Here is a 19138-nt window from a genome sequence, read left to right on the forward strand (position 1 = left end):
CTTGCGTTACTTCGATAAAAACTTGCATCGGAAGCATTTACCTAGTTTTTATTGTTTGTGTTACTACTTGTATTACTTAACCAGAAACAATATGGGTAAGGTCTGGGATTGTAATTCCCAACGCATCTACAATTTTGTTTAAAATTTGATCTTCTATATGACGATTACCACGCTCAATTTCTCCTAAAATAACGAGAGACACACCCATTCTTGATGCTAGTTCTTGTTGGGTATATCCCTTTAATTTCCTGAAGGCGCGGATCCGGTTTCCCAATTGTACGTTCTCCATAATTGTATCCCTTCCTTTCCATCCAGTTTCTCGAGTGCTGTCTTAACAATCTTTTGTAGACCAGTGGTTTCTTCAGAGGGTACAATATCGTTCAGTGGTACAAGTACAAAAGCGCGCTCCTCCATACGAGGATGAGGCAGAATAAGGTCTGGTGTTGCTTCAACCCATCCCTGCATCCATAGAAGATCCAAATCTACCGTACGCGGACCCCAATGAATATGACGAACGCGACCTAATTCTTTTTCAATACCTTGCATAACCGTAAGTAGTGCATGAGGATCTAGTTCGGTCTCTATAGCAACCGCCATATTAAGAAAATAAGGTTGATCAACATATCCAACAGGTTCTGTCTCATAAAGATGCGAGGAGCGAAGGACGTTGATTTGATGATGATCGTGAAGACGTTCTACAGCTTCCATTAAAGTGCCCTCTCGGTCACCCAAATTCGCCCCTAAAGCAATATAAGCCTCTGATGGCTCAGAGGTAAAGTGTGGCTTCATGATGGTTTCTCACTTTCTTGTTCTGAACAGCTCCACCGTTACACCTTGAAAGTGAATATCGAACGGAGGATGCGGTTTGGTCACTTTGACCGTCAATGCATAGATACTAGTATAAGTGTCTAATAACGAGGATGCAATAACTTCTCCTAGAGCTTCAATTAATTTAAAAGATTTATTCTCTACAATATCCTTAACCAATTCATGTATCTCAGCATAATTTACTGTCTTGCTTAAGTCATCTTGTTCTCCCGCTTCTCGAAGATCCATCTCAAGTTCTAAATCGATGTAATAGCGTTGTCCAAGCTTTCTCTCTTCCGCAAAAACACCGTGATATCCGTAATACTCCATACGGTGCATAACCATTTTATCCATCTAGTCTATCCCTCCTATTACTATGCGTGAATAATCATCGATTCCGGTGATCCATATAACATCGCGTCACACATCTGAACGGTACGTTTGATCAATGCTACATCATGAACCCTCACAATCTGACATCCTTGCGCTATGCCGAAGGCTACTGTTGCAGCCGTGCCCTCCATAACATCATCTACGGGTAGATCTAAAGCAGTACGTATAAATTTCTTACGAGATGTAGCCAACAATACAGGATATCCTAGATCAGCTAAAGTATCCAGTCCCATCATCACTCGCATATTCTCGGAATAATCTTTTGCGAAACCAATACCAGGATCAAGAATAATATTATTCTGATGCACACCAGCTTTAAGAGCTAGATGGATACTTTCCTTCAAATCTTGAACAACATCCTCCATCAGATTCGTATAATTCCGATCATGGCGGTTATGCATTAGAATAATAGGTACCGAGAGTTCAGCCGCCGTTGCTAACATCTTCGGGTCACCGATTCCTCTCCAGATATCATTGATAATATGTGCTCCTGCTTGGATCGCTTGCCGAGCAACTTCTGCTTTATAGGTGTCTACTGAGAGCGGAATATGTGGTACTTCACGATGGATAGCCTCAATGACGGGGATAATACGTTCCAGTTCTTCTTCTGCCCCAACCTGAGCAGAGCCTGGTCGCGTGGATTCCCCACCTATATCAATAAGATCGGCTCCGTCTTCCATCATTTGTACTGCATGTTGAACAGCGATTTCCGTGTCTGTATATTGTCCACCGTCAGAGAATGAATCCGGCGTTACATTTAAAATACCCATCACAAGCGTGGATTTGCCTAGCTTTAATTCTGTTTCTCCGCAGGAATAAGTTCGATCATAGATTGTTGTCTTCATAGGTGATACCTGCTTTCTGGCGATATAAAGTAAGAAACCTTGTCGTTATTGGACCCACTGTACCGCTACCAATCGTTATACAGGAGCCATCCTCCTCAATAAGCGTTGTCACTGGCACCAACTCTTGAATAGAGTTCGTCATCCATATTTCATCGGCGGTCAACAAATCCGACCATGTATAATAACCTTCCTCATAAGCTAGGCCTTGTTCCATTGCCAACTCTAACACCACTTCTCTAGTAATTCCGGGCAATATTCCAGTATCCACATGGGGAGTATAGAGCATACCTAATCTGGCGAAAAAGATATTACTTACTATTCCCTCAGCCACAATATCCTGTGCATTCAACATCAGTCCTTCTGCTTGATAACTTTTAGCTATAGGATAGGTCGCTAGTTCTCGTTTTGCCAAAATATTATTCATATAATGCAGTGATTTCAGACGGACGGGACCCTCAGGTGTATTCCGGCGTGCATGTAACCTTTGTAATCCTTTCCCGTGAACATAAAGTCCTGGATTAGTCTTAGGTAGTTCCTTGACTGTTAGAATATGATTTGGGTAATTATAATTATCCGCGGGCAATCCTAATATATCCTCACCTGCACTAACCGTATAACGGATATAAGCCTCCCCTAGCCCATTGGCTTTCATTACGCTAAAAATCCATGTAGAGGTAGCTTCTATATCCACTTTATAAGGGATTCCCAGAACGTGGCATCCTGTAGAAAGTCTTTTTAAATGTCTCTCTAATAAAAAGGGAGTCCCTCCGTATGTCCGAAATGTCTCAAACAGTCCCATTCCATATAAGAAGCCATGGTCCATCACAGATACTTTCGCATCCTGTTCCTCAACAATACCGAAATTCATACCTATAAAGTTCATGCCTGTTGTGCTGTAGACTGTTCTAGGAAGTTACGTAGCATCTGATGTCCATAATCTGTGATAATCGATTCCGGATGAAATTGCACACCCTCGATTGCATATTCCTTGTGGCGAAGTCCCATAATCTCGCCTTCTGCCGTCTCCGCTGTGATCTCTAAACAATCTGGTAAGCTCTCACGTTCCACCAACAATGAATGGTATCGAGTTGCAGTAAAAGGCGAAGGTAGACCTTCAAATACAGAGGTGCCATGATGATGAATTGGTGATGTTTTACCATGCATTAAACGTTCTGCACGAACAACATTCCCCCCAAAAGCTTGTCCTATCGCTTGATGACCCAAGCACACACCGAAGATCGGAATTATCCCTTTGAAATTTTCTATCGTCTCTAGACTGATTCCTGCTTCAGTTGGGGTACAAGGACCTGGAGAAATCAAGATATGGTCAGGTGCAAGTTCCTTGATGCCTGCGATATCAATCTCATCATTGCGATATACCTTTACTTCCTGACCTAATTCTCCTAGATACTGAACCAAGTTGTACGTAAAAGAGTCATAGTTATCAAGCACCAATATCATGAAATTTCCTCCTATAAGTTCATTCTATTTACTTGCGGCCGTTTCTTCCTCACTACATAACACTGCCTTAATCATAGCTTTCGCTTTATTGTGGCATTCACGATATTCCCGATATGGATCGGAATCCACTACAATTCCGGCCCCAACTTGAATATATCCTTTACCCTCTATTGCTACCAATGTTCGTATAATAATATTTAATTCCATATTACCATTATAGTCAATCCATCCCATAGACCCCGTGTATGGACCACGACGGACAGGTTCAAGCTCATCAATAATTTCCATTGTCCGAATCTTAGGAGCTCCTGTTATCGTACCTCCCGGAAAAAGAGCTGCAATTACTTCATAAGCATCTTTTCCAGGAGCTAATTTCCCGTCAACTTGGGAGACTAAGTGCATCACATGTGAATAGTATTCGATTGTCATCAGTTCAGGAACATTCACGGATCCATATGCTGCTATACGGCCAATATCATTTCGTTCAAGATCAACTAACATGATATGTTCAGCGCGTTCCTTCTCATTGGATAATAGCTCCGAAGCCATTACTTCGTCTTCATCGTTCGTCTTCCCTCTTCGCCTCGTTCCTGCAATGGGGCGGGCACTTACCTTCTCATCATGTACCTTCACCAGCAATTCAGGTGATCCACTCACAAGAGAGAAGCCTGGTGATCGAAGTAACCCCATATATGGGGAAGGATTCAATATGCGAAGCCATTCATATATTTGCTCTGGTGTAGAATTCAATTCTAGCTCATGCCGAAGCGACAGATTAACTTGAAAGACATCCCCTTGCCGTATATATTCCTGGATACGTTGTACAGCTGTCTCAAAAGACTTCTGTGTAAATTGCGTTGTCATTCCTGGCCACAAGGTTGTAGAAGACTGATCTTTTTGTTGCCATTGATCCCGCTCTTCTAATTCCTCCAACTGGCACAAGCGACGATTACGTTCAGTCTCAGCATTAGAATCTTTATTAGCATCTGCTTCAGTCAACGAAATCCATAGTTGCATCATAGCCGAAGCTTTATCCTCAGCTTCCTTGTACATCGTCTCCAATTGAGAAGGATCTCTATTCTTACACTTATTTAATGGTGTATGGACAGCACAGTAGACGGTCTGATCCTCATGATCATAAATCCATATTTCATTCATTCTCATCCACATATAATCAGGCACTTGTAGCTTATCCTCCGCTATCGAGGGAAGTTTCTCTATAGAACGAACAACATCATAACCAAGGAAACCAACACATCCTCCTATAAAAGGTGGATAGTTCCCCCCCTCCTCGATTGGCATGTGGGGAGTACGATAATCGCTCATCCATTGTTCAATGAGTTCAAGAGGAGCACCACTTACTACATCCATCTCACCAGAAGGGAGTTCCGTAATACTTGCTTCGTCTCCTTTACCCGAAATAATAGAGACCGGATTAAGGGCTAGATAGGTATATCGCCCACCCTTCCCACTTTCCAGTACAACCGTATAAGGTGATGCAGCTTCCCACACACTTGTCCAAGCGAAGGGTAGAGTCTGATTCTTTAACCGCACAAGATAAGGCAGCATGCTCCACTCTTCAGTTGACCAACGTTTCCACTGAGCAAGTGGAGTCAACACATTTCCAACCACCTTATCACCTCTTAAAAGTTATTTAATAGCATTACTTCTTGATATACTTCGTTAAATAACTTGCATCGGAAGCATACGCTTAGTTATTTAATAGCGTTACTTCTTGATATACGCCATATACCGATACTTGAACTTGGTTGTCAGTATACTTTAGATAGAACCCATTTGAAAAGCTTTGATTTCAACAACTAGGAATAGGATATCAAGCGATACTTACGCTTCCCTATATTTCAATAGAAAACCCCCATTGCCAATACCAGCGCAATAGGGGTTTAGCTTATTCGTATATAGTAATAAAGCTCTATTATCCTTCGAAATTATATAGCGGTGTGCTAAGGTAACGTTCACCATTACTAGGAATAATAACGACGATACGTTTGCCTTTACCGAGTTGTTTAGCTACTTTTAGAGCAGCAGACACAGCAGCACCTGATGATATACCAGATAAGATACCTTCTTCTGTAGCTACACGACGTGCAACTTCAAAAGCATCATCATTCTCTATGTGAATGATCTCATCATAAATATCTTGATTGAGAATCTCAGGAATAAAGTTAGCACCAAGTCCTTGAATCTTATGCGGTCCTGGTTTGCCACCAGCTAAGATTGGTGATGATGCAGGCTCAACTGCATAAATCTTAATATCTGGATATTTCGCCTTTAATACTTCACCAGCACCTGAAATCGTTCCGCCTGTACCAATACCTGCAATAAATGCATCCAACGTCCCACCAATGGAATCAATAGCTTCCACGATTTCTGGTCCAGTTGTTTCACGATGGATTTTTACATTGGCTTGGTTCTTAAATTGCTCAGCCATGAAATATCCAGGGTTCTCTTTCACGATGGCTTCAGCCTTAGTAACCGCCCCATTCATACCTTCAGATCCTGGAGTTAGAATAAGTTCAGCACCGTAAGCACGTAATAAGTTACGACGCTCTAAGCTCATAGTTTCAGGCATTACGATAATTGCCTTATATCCTTTTGCAGCAGCTACCATAGCCAAGCCAATTCCTGTGTTACCACTAGTTGCTTCAACGATAGTTCCACCTGGTTTGAGGCTACCATCCTTAATCGCTTCATCTACAATGCTAATAGCGATACGGTCTTTAACACTTGAACCTGGGTTCTGATACTCTAATTTAAGATAGACTTCTGCACTATCTTCAGATACTAGACGATTCAAACGAACAAGTGGTGTTTCTCCGATTAATTCAGTTACATTGTTGACGACTTTTGCCATAAATAAAAACCTCCCTAGGATAATAGATCATAACTATAAAAGTATACTAATGACAGTAAATCTAGCTGTATGAAAAGGAACCAGCATCAGACTGAAGGCATCTTCATAATGAAATCATCTTTCATTCTCGCTTGCCTGGTCTGTACTACCCCTTATATATCCGACTAAACCGGTTGGTATTTCGTACCATCATATTATCAAACCTTTACTCCCCTTGTCAACATAGTATATACAAAAAGAATACTTCACTGACAGTTATCAATAACCGTACGATAAAGTATCCACAATTTAAATAGTATTCAGATCCTATATTTTTAGAAAATTCAAGCCGGAGGAATATAGACCATCAACCTCGCCTCATATTTATCTCTTAAGTTATTCTCCAATTGTGTCAATGGAATCGACTCATTAAGTGCAAGTTGCTTGCGGATAGTCATATGAATGTCTCGTATATCTTCCTGCTCTTCTACGACAATATCCGTCAACTGGATAATAACATAATCATGGTCCCATTCAAACGGACCTGCAATATCATTAATCTTTAGTGAATCCGCTGCGCTCAGCATCTTCTGGGGCAAGAATGGATCATTCCATTCCACTGCGCCAATTCTTCCACCTTTGTCGCGACTTGTAACGTCTGTTGAATACTCCTTGGCCATCTGAGTGAAATCCGCACCATCCTCAAGCTGATCAAGAATATCTTCAGCAGACGCTTGGCTAGCAACCTTAATGATCGATAATTGGAATTGTTTACGTGCTTCAAATTGGTCCTTATTCTCTTCGAAATAGTTATCAATTTCGGCTTCCGTAATATCGATCTCAGATATAGCAATTTCCTGTAGCGTTAATCTATAATGCATTTCTGTCGCAACATCTTCTGGGGAGAGACCCAATTGTGTCTCCATCTCGTAATAGTATGCTTCTTCGGAATCATACCCGATCATATCTCTTTTCAATTCGCTTGCTACTTCTTCGGGAGAGATATCAATAGATAGCGAACTTGCTTCTTCATATACAGCCTTACGGTTCAATATATGAACCAGTATTTCTTGTCCATGCTTTCGCTTAAGCTCTTGCACCCATTCACTTTCGGAAATTTGCTCATCTTGGAAATAAGCTACTATCTTTCTACCTTCTTCCGTCAGCAAAGGGGGATTCAATGGTTTAAGACCACGAAATAAAATCATTCCCCCCATAAAAAGGACGCTTATTACCAAAATTACATTGACTGCCCACAGGGTCCTTTTTCCACTTTCGATCCTCTTCATATCGTTATCTCTACTTTGAGAATTGTTCCATAAATTGTTGAAGCTCTACTTGGTCAAAAGAATAGGCCTCATTACAGAAGTGACATACCACTTCCGCCTTGCCATCTTCTTCAATAATCTGTTGAAGTTCACTTTCCCCAAGACTAATTAATGTTGTTTCCACCCGTTCCTTGGAGCATTGACATTGGAAACGGACATCCATTTCCTCTAGTACTTCAGCATCGGGTAACAACCGATGGAGCATTTCTTCCAATTCCAACCCTTGGTCCATTAGTGAAGTAACCGGAGGAAACGCATTGACAGCCTGCTCAACAGCAGCAATCTCATCATCACTAAGACCTGGCAAGAGCTGAATAATAAATCCGCCTGCTTCCATAACCGCGTTGTCTGTTCCCACCAATACGCCTAAGCCAACAGCCGAAGGTGTCTGTTCTGAAACTGCGAAGTAATAAGTCATATCTTCAGCAATTTCGCCTGAAACAATGGGTGAACTCCCTGTATAGAAGTCTTTCAGTCCTTGATCTTTGATTACATGGACGAATCCAGTCGTTCCAACAGCTCCCGCCACATCAAGCTTACCTTTACTGTTACTTGGCAGATGAACATGCGGATGTGTAACATATCCTCGCACATCCCCTACCGCATTAGACTCGGCAATGACTTGACCAATGGGACCATCACCCTTAATCTGTATGTTTATCTTCTCTTTCCCTTTAAGCATAGCACCCATCATAGCCGCTGCAGTTAGCGTTCTACCCATCGCTGCTGTAGCTGTTGGCCACGTATCATGTCTTTGGCGTAGTTCCTCTACTAAAGTTGTGGTCCGCACCACAAAGGCACGTACATGACCATTCATGGCTGTTCCTCGAATTAAGCGATCTTGTTTGTTGCTCATGTCCTAATGCCTCCTTTTTTTATTTCATTCACTGTCTTATCCATTCGCAATTCATCATTTCTAAGCCTAATATCGCTTATTGATTTCTTTCATAAATTAAACGTAATCCTTCAAGTGTAAGCATCGGATTAACCTCATCGATATATTTTGTCTCGCTCGCAATCAATTCAGCCATTCCACCTGTTGCAATCACTTTCAGTGTTGGAGCATCCATCTCAATCTTAATCCGTTCTACAATACCATCCACTTGCCCAGCGTATCCAAAAATAATACCTGCTTGCATCGCATGTACCGTGTTTCGGCCGATGACCTTTTTAGGTTTCTCCAGCTCAATACGTGGCAACTTAGATGCACGTTGATAAAGTGCTTCTGTAGCAATACCTATGCCAGGAACTATAGCGCCCCCTAGATAATTCCCCTCATGATCAATACAATCAAACGTAGTTGCAGTGCCGAAATCAACCACAACTAGTGGTCCTTTATATTGACTTACCGCAGCCACCGCATTAACGATACGATCCGCACCCACCTCACGTGGATTCTCGTAACGCAAGTTCAATCCCGTTTTGATTCCGGGTCCTACCACCAACGGTGTGATATGAATAAATTTAAGGCACATCTCCTCAAATACGTTCACTAGTGGCGGAACCACAGACGCAATGATAACACCTTCAATTTCATCTACAGCAATATTCGACATACGAAATAAGTTATAAATCATAACTCCGAACTCATCAATCGTTGATTGGCGAGCAGTACTTAGTCGAAAATGATGGGTCAGTTCGCTATTCTTGTAGATGCCAAGCACGATGTTGGTATTCCCTATGTCTACTACAAGAATCATAAAGCCTGACCCTCCTTTTTAGCGTTAAGGTCTAAACTAATATCTAAATTATCGAAGGAATATGTCAATTGTCCTACCGATATAATATCTACTCCACATACAGCAATTCCCCGAATCGTCTCCAAAGAGACGTTGCCAGATGCTTCTATTTTGACATGAGATGCCTTAGAACGGATCATTTCAACAGCCTCATGCATGAGACTATGACTCATATTATCAAGCATGATGATATCAGCCCCAGCTAGAATTGCCTCACTTACCTGCTCCAAGCTCTCCGTCTCCACTTCGATAGTCATCGTATGCGGAATATGCGCACGGGCACGACTAACCGCTTGTTCAATGCTACCTGCACCCTTAATATGATTATCCTTAATCATTACAGCATCATATAAGCCAAATCGATGATTACATCCGCCACCTACACGAACCGCATACTTCTCTAATAACCGATGTCCAGGAGTGGTCTTTCTTGTATCCACAAGTCGAGTAGGCAATCCTTGAAGAGCGACAACGAAAGCGTTCGTCTTCGTCGCGATGCCAGATAACCGCTGCACTAAATTAAGAGCTAATCTTTCACCGGTCAGAATACTATGTGTACTGCCCTCAACTTCTGCAAGAACCGTTCCTTTACTAACAGACTCCCCTTCCTTCACATATGACACAAAGGCTAGGGATGGATCAACAATTTCAAATACTAACTTCGCTAATGGAAGGCCTGCAATAACGCCGTCCGCTTTAGCATGTATAATCCCCTTCGATTGTTCTCCTATAGTAATTGTTGATATTGAAGTCATATCACCTGAACCTACATCTTCTCTCAACCATAGGCGAATCGATTCCACTAAATTTTCATTGTATTTATTAAACATCATCACTGAGTTCCTCCACTATCTCATGCTCACGTTGTTGTAAGAGATGCTTGCGCCAGTGCTGGTCATTCCGTTCTGGATAATCAGATCGATAGTGCGCACCACGACTCTCTTGTCGCGCCAATGCAGCATTCATAATTAGCAACGAACACGTCAGCATATTTGCAAATTCAAATTCTTCTTTCTTACACAATGCTGATTGAAAAATAGGCAACTGACGGCTTAGTTCCTCAATCCCCTTTGTCAACAGTTCTTCATTGCGCCAGAGACCTGCATTTCGAACCATAACCTTTTGTAGCTTCAAACGCCGCTCAATGATCGCCTGCATCGGAACTTCCACCCTTTTATAGTCTACCACGAGTGAACCTCTAGACCAATTCAACGGAGGTAATTCTCGAATTCGCTCCACGATCCGACGACCGAATACAATCGCCTCTGACAGTGAATTACTTGCCAATCGATTCGCACCATGGACGCCCGTTGAAGATGCTTCTCCGCATGCAAATAGCCTAGATAGACTACTTTCACCATTGAGATCCGTCTGTACTCCACCCATCATATAATGGGCGGCTGGAGCGACTGGTATCCAATCGCTCGTCATATCTAATCCATATAGCATACATGTCTCGAAGATCGTCGGGAAGCGATGTTTAATCAACTCTGTAGTCTCATGTGTAATATCCAAATATACAAAAGTAGATTTCGTTTCTTCCATCTCACTAACAATCGCCCGGGCTACGATATCACGAGGAGCCAGTTCAAGTAGCTCATGATATTTGTCCATAAACCGCTCACCCTTGATGTTACGCAGTATTGCACCTTCACCACGTACCGCCTCCGATACTAGAAATCTAGGAGCACCTGGGTAACATAGCGCTGTTGGATGGAACTGAAGGAACTCCATATCCCTAATTTTTGCCCCAGCACGATAAGCCATAGCAATCCCATCTGCCGTTGCCACCTCTGGATTGGTTGTATAGCGATATAATTGTCCAGATCCTCCAGAGCATAGGATAGTCGCATCTCCTTGGACAAAGATACGATTCCCTCCAGGGTCTTGGACAAGTACTCCAACACAGACGCCTTCATCTGTAATCATATCTAGTACAAAGTGATTTTCCCATAATTCAATATTGTCCTTTTTCTTCACTTGCTCAGATAACGCTCTAACTATCTCGAACCCCGTCGCGTCACCGTTTGCATGTAAAATACGTCTGTGACTATGTGCACCCTCCTGTGTAAGGGCTAACTCTCCATCATCTTCATCAAAGGTGGTACCAAGTCGAATAAGTTCCTTAACCCCGTTAGGTCCTTCGTTAACCAGGGCATCCACTGCCGTAGACGAACAAAGACCAGCCCCAGCGAGCAGCGTATCCTGTCGATGGTAGGCTGGTGAATCATCCTCTGAGATCACAGCGGCAATTCCACCTTGTGCATAACGTGTGTTACTCTCCAATAAAGCATTTTTTGTTATCATTAACACTTTACGATCTTTAGCAGCCTTAATTGCAGTAAATAATCCGGCAATACCGGACCCAATCACAATCACATCCGTTTTCACTTTCGGAAGAGCTTCAAGATCGAAGTCTACTAAATAACGTGGAATCATTACGTTGTTCACCTGTCTTAAGAGAAAGAGTAGCGCATGCTACTGGACTTGTAACATGCGCTCTAGGGAAATTCTAGCTTTATCAGCAATCGCCGGAGGAACGTATATTTGTGGCTTCATCGTTTCCAGACATTTCACAAGCTTTTTAAGATTATTAACCTTCATATTAGGGCATACTAAGAACTTAGTAGCGAAATGAAAAGTCTTATCTGGGCTGTCCTTGCGTAGCTGATATCCGGTTCCATCTTCGGTACCTACGATAAACTGTTTCACATCTGACTTTTTACAGTATTCCAGAATTGCTGTCGTACTTCCTACGAAATCTCCCAATTCAACAACTTCTGGTCGACATTCAGGGTGGACAACAAAAGGGGCATCTGGATACTTCGCCTTCATTTCATATACATCTTTAACCGTGAGCATGTCATGTGTATTACAATAACCTTCCCAGATTATCAGCTTCTTGTCTGTATGTTGTTGCACATAATGTCCCAGATTCTTATCGGGAACCCAGATGATTTCATCTGAATCAACAGACTGAATCACTCTAACTGCATTTGCTGAGGTGCAACAAATATCCGTCTCCGCCTTGATCTCTGCAGAAGAGTTAATATATGTAACGACCTTGGCATTGGGGTGTTGCGCTTTTAACTTGCGAAGGCCATCTACATTAACCATATCTGCCATCGGACAGCCTGCTCGTTCATCAGGGATCAATACCGTCTTATTCGGTGCGAGGATCTTTGCGCTTTCTCCCATGAAATGAACACCACAAAACACAATCACTTCAGCATCCGTTTGAGCAGCCTTTTGAGCAAGAAGAAAAGAGTCGCCTCGAAAATCAGCTACTTCTTGTACTTCATCACGTTGATAATAATGGGCTAAAATAATTGCATTACGTTCTTTCTTCAGCTTCATTAGCCGTTCGCGTAATTCTTTATTCTGTTCCGCTTTACGTTCCAATGCGAGAGCTTCCATCATTATTCCCCCTATATGTAACCTTATTTTTATACTTACACGATCATCTGGTTAACGAGTGATATTCTCTTTGTGAAATATCAAGCCGCTTCAGCGCCATCTACTGCTGTTTATCAATTAATTTACACAACGTTCATCACTCTGTCAATCAATCTGGTTGTCTGTCGGTGATTAAGTTACTTATAATATGAACTTAGATATAAAAAAAAGAAGTCCGTATTACACAGCTGTGTAATACGGACTTCTTTATATCGTTCTGGTAAATAATATTGCATTCATTCTCCTTATTTACTATCAGGAGGAGTTCCGCCCTCATTACCAGAATCACTTGGATCTCCCTCAGATGCATCAGGAGTTGTTGTCGTGTTAGGAATATCTCCAGATGGAGTTATATCCTGCTCATCATTCTTAGAAACAATACGAACTTTAACATCGCCAACCGTTTCAATGATTGGTGTGCTGTTCTCAGCCGGAGTTTCTGTCACTTCAGATTGAGTTGGCTTATCTTCTGGAAGGAAACCTACATCAATCAGTTGTTTAATTTGATCAATTTCTAATGTTTCTCTTTCCAATAACGTATTGGCAATGAGATGCATTTCCTTCGTATGTTTGATCAACAAATCTTTACAACGCTCATAGCAGTAGTTGGTGAAATTCTGCATTTCCTGATCAATTTCATAGGCAATAGAGTCGCTATAATTCTGCTCATGTCCGATATCTCTACCAAGGAACACTTGCCCTTGAGAAGTTCCGAACTGCATTGGTCCTAGCTTATCACTCATACCGTATTCCATGATCATGCTACGTACAATACCTGTTGCTTGTTGGAAGTCACTATACGCACCGGTACCAATTTCACCGATAAATATTTCTTCAGCTACCCGACCAGCAAGCAACCCTGTTACTCGATCAAATAATTCCTGTTTCGTAACAAGCATGCGATCTTCCTTCGGAAGCATTATGACATATCCTCCAGCACGTCCGCGAGGGATGATCGTCACTTTATGAACCATATCTGCATGTTCTAAGAAATAACCTGCAATGGTGTGACCCGCTTCATGATAAGCAACAATTCGTTTCTCGCGATCACTGATGACACGGCTACGTTTCTCCGTACCTACAATAACACGATCAATCGCTTCGTCTACTTCAGACATCGTAATATCTTTACGGTTACGACGTGCTGCAATCAGCGCAGATTCATTTAGAAGATTCTCCAAATCTGCACCTGTAAATCCAGTCGTACGTTTAGCTATAACATCTAATTTAACATCATCAGTTATTGGCTTGTTACGTGCATGGACTTTCAATACAGCCTCACGGCCTTTCACATCTGGGCGATCAACCGTAATTTGTCTGTCAAACCGTCCCGGACGTAACAATGCCGGGTCTAATATATCAGCACGGTTGGTTGCAGCAATCATAATGATGCCTTCGTTACCACCAAATCCGTCCATTTCTACGAGCAATTGGTTAAGTGTCTGTTCACGCTCATCATGTCCACCACCAAGACCTGCACCACGTTGACGACCTACAGCGTCAATCTCATCAATAAATATAATACATGGAGCATTCTTCTTCGCATTCTCGAACAAATCGCGAACACGCGAAGCACCAACCCCAACGAACATTTCTACAAAGTCAGAACCTGAGATACTGAAGAAAGGTACACCAGCTTCACCTGCAACTGCCTTAGCTAACAACGTTTTACCTGTACCTGGAGGACCTACTAATAGAACCCCTTTAGGAATACGTGCACCAACAGCAGCAAATTTGCGAGGATCCTTCAAAAAGTCAACAATTTCAACGAGCTCTTGCTTCTCTTCATCAGCACCTGCAACATCTTCAAATGTAACTTTTTTCTTCTCTTCGGTATACAATCGAGCTTTGCTCTTGCCAAAGTTCATCACTTTGCCGCCGCCACCCTGCGATTGATTGAAGATAAAGAAGAAGAGGACAAACATAAGAATCAATGGAATAAACGATGAAAGTAATGTCAGCCAAACACTTTGGCCTTTCATCGGTTCTACTTCAAGACTAAAGCCATTCTTTTCACTTGATTGGATAACTTCCTCCAATGCAAAATCAGTATCAGGAATATAAGTCGTAAAAGTATCAGACTTTTCGCTTGCAACTTCCCTATATTTACCAGTCACTAGATAGGCATAACCGTCAAATTGAGCCTTCATTTCAGCAATATTATTTTCTTTAATCTGCTGGCGTAACTCGTCATATCTAGGGGCGTCAGCAGCTTCCTGACTATTACTGAGGAATTGAACAATGCCCACCACGACTAAAAATAGAATCAAATAAAAACCAGAATTACGGATGAACCGATTCATCCCCTACCTCCTCTCAAGACACTTAAGTTATTTTACCATAGCCAATCAGTCGATCTCAATAGAGGCGAATTTATTAAAGACTATGCCATGGATTTACTGATTAATGAGAATAAATTTCCGGCTTCAATACGCCGACATAGGGTAGATTACGGTATTTCTCTGAGTAATCTAAACCATATCCGACGACGAATGCGTCGGGTATTATAAATCCTGCATAATCTGCCTGTAAATCTACCTTACGACCAGATGGTTTGTCAAATAATGTGACCACACGCGTAGATTTCGCATTCCGATTATTCAACATTTCAATTAGATGACTTAATGTAAGTCCGCTATCGATAATATCTTCTACAATTAATACATCCCGTCCTTCAACAGGAACGTCCAGGTCTTTAATAATTTTAACAACACCTGATGACTTGGTTGATGCACCATAACTAGATACTGCCATGAAGTCGATTTCTAATGGCACGTTGATGGACTTAACTAAATCCGCCATAAAAATAAATGCACCTTTCAGAACACATATAACTAAAGGATTGCGCCCAACGTATTCGGCACTTAATTTCTCTCCAAGTTCTGTAACTTTCTTCTTGATGTCTTCTTCGCTGATGAGTATTTCTAATATATCATTCTGCAACTAACTGAACCCCCTATGTTAAACTATAAGACTACTGCACCTACCCTAACTATTACCCAATTCGTATGCCTATGTATCTTCAAGAGATAAATGAAGAACAGAAGTTGTCTGTTGATGAATCGGAGCGTGGATAGAACGACGTATACCAGGTATCCAAATGATGACATTGTTTCCATCTAGAATCATGGGAATTTGAGTTCGTAAAGATGGTGGAATCTTATCATCGATGAAAATATTCTTCACCTTTTTACTACCATTTAACCCCATAACCTTAATGGTATCCCCATCCTGCCTGCATCGCACAGTCAAAGGAAATACAATTTGATCAGCATCAAACATCGCTTCATACTGTCCTACTTCCATTTTTGACCATGACATCTCAGTTCTTGACTCTATTGAAACTTTCAAGACCTTACCAATTTCACTCACCATATGTTCTGAAACAGCTGTACTCACTTGATATGTATAGCTTAATCGCTGCATATGTGATTTAGATTTAGGCTGAAGAGTCACAACATCATATTCGCGAATACATACATATCCTCCTCCTAGATCTCGACTCCAGGTTGTAGTGAGGCTACTTGTGATCGCTTCGCGAAGGGACTCGACCTTGTTGTAATCGATGATTTCTGAGTCCACTGACATGTAATTTAATATTAGTTTAATCAACCTCCGTTGTAAAGCAACATGTAACCCCAAAAAAGAAGGTACCCCAAAGGTGAACCTTCCGTCGCTTCTCTGCACAAGTTCGAGGAATTTCTCCTCAGCAGCTAGCTCTACATATTCATCCTCTGCTGTCATTACGTTAGATAATTGATTCAAAGACTGAGTAATCTGTCCATTATATTGCCCCAAGTAAGGCAGTATATCCAGACGAATCGCATTCCGTCTATGCTTGGTTTCTAGATTACTCTGGTCAATAACATATTGAAAATTTTCAGTTTCGCAGACTTCCATGAGGTCTGTTTTGTATATACGTAAAAGAGGTCGAATAAGTTCCATATTTTTTATAGTTCTTTTTAATTTCATCCCAACAAGTCCGGATGGCCCACTTCCACGCAACAGATGCAGAAGTACAGTTTCTGCTTGATCATCCGCATGATGAGCTAGTGCGATAGACCGAGAGCCGTACTCTGTAGCTGTTCTCATAAGGAATTCATATCTTTTTACCCGTGCCGCCTCTTCCACACCTTTACCGCTTTCTTTCATATAAGCAGGAACATCAATGGCCTCCATCACGAATGGAATACCCAATCCTTCTGCCATTCTCTGTACCATGACTGCTTCATCGTCCGACTCTATCCGAAGACCATGATGAATATGAGCACATATAAGGTTCAAAGGAGTATGTTTATAAGATATCTCGTGCATGACATGTAAAAGAGCTACAGAATCCGGCCCACCGGAGACTGCAACTATGATGGTATCATGAGGGTTCCATAGACTATTTTCTTTCGCAGTCTGAAGCACATGTTCTACTAAAATGTGCATGCTCATGTCTAGTTGCTCCTTTTCCCACTTTAATTCTTAAATCCGCTTATCTTATTATCGAAGTGCCAAGTAAACTACTCCACATAATAACAAGATAGAAAAGGTAAATGCAAATCTTAACCAATAGGGTGTCTTAATTGTAGGCTGATGTTGAAATGCGGGTTTATTTATTTGTTGTTTCCATAAATCTCGGGCTTGGGTTGATCCTTCAAATTCTCCTCGTATAGCCATCGCCAACCATGAAGCATAAGGTTTAAGCCTATGACTTCGTTGCACAAGTGACAATAGATCTGACTTACTCCGTGTCTGCGGTAAATGCTGAGTGGCGGCCGCTTTCAGTGCGTCCTTGTGAAGTAAGTGAATACAGAGCACGGCAAAAGCAAACAAGTCATAGCCTTCATCGCTAGCCCTAGATCCAGAATTCCAATATCCACGATCATACCACTCAGTAAATTGCTTCACACTGCGACCTATCGTGCTAACTCCACCATAATCTATAAGTTCAACCTCACCATACGCAGATACCATAACATTCTCAGGTTTCAAGTCACCAAATACGAACCCTGATTGATGTAAATCGCGAAGCTTATCTAAGAGTCTTAGACCCACAATTCCTAACCATTCATTGCCTCGCTTTTGGATAAACCAGTGAATAGGCATACCTTCAACATATCGCATAAGATAAAAGGGAATATCACGCGTCTGTGTTGCATAATCATCCACTTCTAACAAATATGGACGATGCGTTATACCTTCTTCTTTATCTTTTTGTTTACGCACTGTCTGCAATGCAGTCAATACATTAATCTCCGATTGTAACTCCAGTGTATCATTACCCATTTTTAGCGCATAATTATCGCGAAAACCATCCTTCTGAACAAGATAAACGGTTCCATTGGCGCCACTTCCGAGTATACGCTGAATCACAAAGCGATTATTCCGCCATTTCCCCTTGACCACCGTGCCCGGTGAGTATTCGGTATTAGACGACGTTGCCACCGATTATCCCTTCTTCCTCATCGGAGTTTCCTCGCCATGTTTGATGTTCATCTAGTGTACCATAACGAAAGAAATCAATCACCTTCATGATCGCAGGCCCTGTCGGTGTCGCTCCCCTCATCTGAATTCGATTAAACAATGACTTTAACTTCCCAAGATCAGAGGTCCAACTTGTATTCATAATGGCGTCCTCACTACTATGGCTTCCCGGATAGTGGAATACAGCTAACTCACTAAACCCTTCCCTAGCTTGTAAACTCAACATCAAATCCCGGATAGCCTCTTCTACAGCAGATAGTTTCGGTTTCATACTTGCACTAGCATCAATAAGCAGGGCTACTTGAAGTGGCGTAGTCTCAGTCAGTTCATCTACGACCTCAACCACTTGTGAACGGCGCATTGGTGACAAGTTCTCAAGCGATGAATCACCTAAAATATGTTGCAACTCTTTATTAACAGCTTGTTGGATACTCTGCATCACCGTTTTACGAGTCATCATTTGTATCGTCTGGGCTAATTTCTGAGTGCCAACAATACGACTAATTCCTCCACCGGCCTTCGCAATCTCAGAAATCTCCAGGCTACCAAAATCACCAATCGCTCCGTAATCTATGACTCCTGCCACATTCACTGTGATTCCTTCCTCCAATGCATGCGCTGCTGCTAGAATGGGGCTCACCCCCATATTGGAACAACCGTCTGTAATCAACATTATTTGCTTCATGTTTAATCACTCTCCCTATGCTTAGTTCCTTCTCTCTATCATTTCCAAGAATGAGAGAATTCAAACCAAGACTTCCAAGAGTATCATGTTATCCATGA

Annotated in this window: 19 protein-coding genes; all 19 read right to left on the reverse strand. The window is 41.8% G+C overall.

Features of this window, described 5'->3' with window-relative positions:
• Window positions 1-76: 76 nt before the first annotated feature.
• The 19 genes from LPB68_RS11600 to LPB68_RS11690 all read right to left on the reverse strand — a co-directional run bounded on the left by LPB68_RS11600 (window position 77) and on the right by LPB68_RS11690 (window position 19040).
• A complete protein-coding gene (locus LPB68_RS11600) occupies window positions 77-289 on the reverse strand; it encodes a helix-turn-helix domain-containing protein (protein WP_068661255.1) in 213 nt (70 codons plus the stop codon).
• On the reverse strand, window positions 241-789 hold the full coding sequence (folK, locus tag LPB68_RS11605; RefSeq protein WP_068661256.1) for a 2-amino-4-hydroxy-6-hydroxymethyldihydropteridine diphosphokinase: 549 nt from the start codon (window positions 787-789) through the stop codon (window positions 241-243). The genes LPB68_RS11600 and folK overlap by 49 nt, the downstream gene beginning before the upstream one ends.
• A 9-nt stretch (window positions 790-798) precedes the next feature.
• Window positions 799-1161: a dihydroneopterin aldolase gene (gene folB / locus LPB68_RS11610; protein ID WP_068661257.1), complete on the reverse strand. Its 363-nt coding sequence runs from the start codon at window positions 1159-1161 to the stop codon at window positions 799-801.
• Between the two features lie 20 nt (window positions 1162-1181).
• Window positions 1182-2045 carry a dihydropteroate synthase gene (gene folP, locus LPB68_RS11615; RefSeq protein ID WP_068661258.1) on the reverse strand — a complete coding sequence of 288 codons (864 nt, stop codon included), beginning with the start codon at window positions 2043-2045 and terminating at the stop codon, window positions 1182-1184.
• Complete coding sequence (locus LPB68_RS11620; protein WP_068661259.1) at window positions 2026-2928, reverse strand: aminotransferase class IV; 903 nt, start codon at window positions 2926-2928, stop codon at window positions 2026-2028. Before LPB68_RS11620 ends, folP begins: the two co-directional genes overlap by 20 nt.
• The gene (gene pabA, locus LPB68_RS11625) at window positions 2925-3506 is read right to left on the reverse strand and encodes an aminodeoxychorismate/anthranilate synthase component II (protein ID WP_068661260.1); all 582 of its coding nucleotides are present in this window, start codon (window positions 3504-3506) and stop codon (window positions 2925-2927) included. The genes LPB68_RS11620 and pabA overlap by 4 nt, the downstream gene beginning before the upstream one ends.
• A gap of 24 nt (window positions 3507-3530) precedes the next feature.
• Window positions 3531-5075, reverse strand: a complete 1545-nt coding sequence (locus tag LPB68_RS11630; protein WP_082865854.1) for an anthranilate synthase component I family protein — start codon at window positions 5073-5075, stop codon at window positions 3531-3533.
• Window positions 5076-5442: 367 nt separating this feature from the next.
• Window positions 5443-6381, reverse strand: coding sequence for a cysteine synthase A (gene cysK, locus LPB68_RS11635; RefSeq protein WP_068661262.1), 939 nt, complete (start codon window positions 6379-6381; stop codon window positions 5443-5445).
• Between the two features lie 323 nt (window positions 6382-6704).
• Complete coding sequence (locus LPB68_RS11640; protein WP_157891915.1) at window positions 6705-7568, reverse strand: peptidyl-prolyl cis-trans isomerase; 864 nt, start codon at window positions 7566-7568, stop codon at window positions 6705-6707.
• 91 nt (window positions 7569-7659) lie between these two features.
• On the reverse strand, window positions 7660-8544 hold the full coding sequence (gene hslO / locus LPB68_RS11645) for an Hsp33 family molecular chaperone HslO (protein ID WP_068661264.1): 885 nt from the start codon (window positions 8542-8544) through the stop codon (window positions 7660-7662).
• 76 nt (window positions 8545-8620) lie between these two features.
• Window positions 8621-9388: a type III pantothenate kinase gene (locus LPB68_RS11650; protein ID WP_068661265.1), complete on the reverse strand. Its 768-nt coding sequence runs from the start codon at window positions 9386-9388 to the stop codon at window positions 8621-8623.
• The gene (gene nadC / locus LPB68_RS11655) at window positions 9385-10260 is read right to left on the reverse strand and encodes a carboxylating nicotinate-nucleotide diphosphorylase (protein WP_068661266.1); all 876 of its coding nucleotides are present in this window, start codon (window positions 10258-10260) and stop codon (window positions 9385-9387) included. Before nadC ends, LPB68_RS11650 begins: the two co-directional genes overlap by 4 nt.
• Window positions 10250-11866: an L-aspartate oxidase gene (locus tag LPB68_RS11660; RefSeq protein ID WP_068661267.1), complete on the reverse strand. Its 1617-nt coding sequence runs from the start codon at window positions 11864-11866 to the stop codon at window positions 10250-10252. The genes nadC and LPB68_RS11660 overlap by 11 nt, the downstream gene beginning before the upstream one ends.
• A gap of 39 nt (window positions 11867-11905) precedes the next feature.
• The gene (nadA, locus tag LPB68_RS11665) at window positions 11906-12844 is read right to left on the reverse strand and encodes a quinolinate synthase NadA (RefSeq protein ID WP_068661268.1); all 939 of its coding nucleotides are present in this window, start codon (window positions 12842-12844) and stop codon (window positions 11906-11908) included.
• A gap of 284 nt (window positions 12845-13128) precedes the next feature.
• A complete protein-coding gene (gene ftsH / locus LPB68_RS11670) occupies window positions 13129-15186 on the reverse strand; it encodes an ATP-dependent zinc metalloprotease FtsH (RefSeq protein WP_068661269.1) in 2058 nt (685 codons plus the stop codon).
• 100 nt (window positions 15187-15286) lie between these two features.
• Window positions 15287-15826, reverse strand: coding sequence for a hypoxanthine phosphoribosyltransferase (hpt, locus tag LPB68_RS11675; RefSeq protein WP_068661270.1), 540 nt, complete (start codon window positions 15824-15826; stop codon window positions 15287-15289).
• 69 nt (window positions 15827-15895) lie between these two features.
• A complete protein-coding gene (gene tilS, locus LPB68_RS11680; protein WP_068661271.1) occupies window positions 15896-17323 on the reverse strand; it encodes a tRNA lysidine(34) synthetase TilS in 1428 nt (475 codons plus the stop codon).
• Between the two features lie 48 nt (window positions 17324-17371).
• Window positions 17372-18316, reverse strand: coding sequence for a protein kinase domain-containing protein (locus LPB68_RS11685; protein WP_068661272.1), 945 nt, complete (start codon window positions 18314-18316; stop codon window positions 17372-17374).
• Window positions 18300-19040, reverse strand: coding sequence for a vWA domain-containing protein (locus LPB68_RS11690; protein ID WP_068661273.1), 741 nt, complete (start codon window positions 19038-19040; stop codon window positions 18300-18302). The genes LPB68_RS11685 and LPB68_RS11690 overlap by 17 nt, the downstream gene beginning before the upstream one ends.
• Window positions 19041-19138 lie beyond the last annotated feature (98 nt).

The sequence above is a fragment of the Paenibacillus crassostreae genome, from assembly GCF_001857945.1.
GTDB classification, from domain to species: Bacteria; Bacillota; Bacilli; order Paenibacillales; family Paenibacillaceae; genus Paenibacillus_AQ; species Paenibacillus_AQ crassostreae.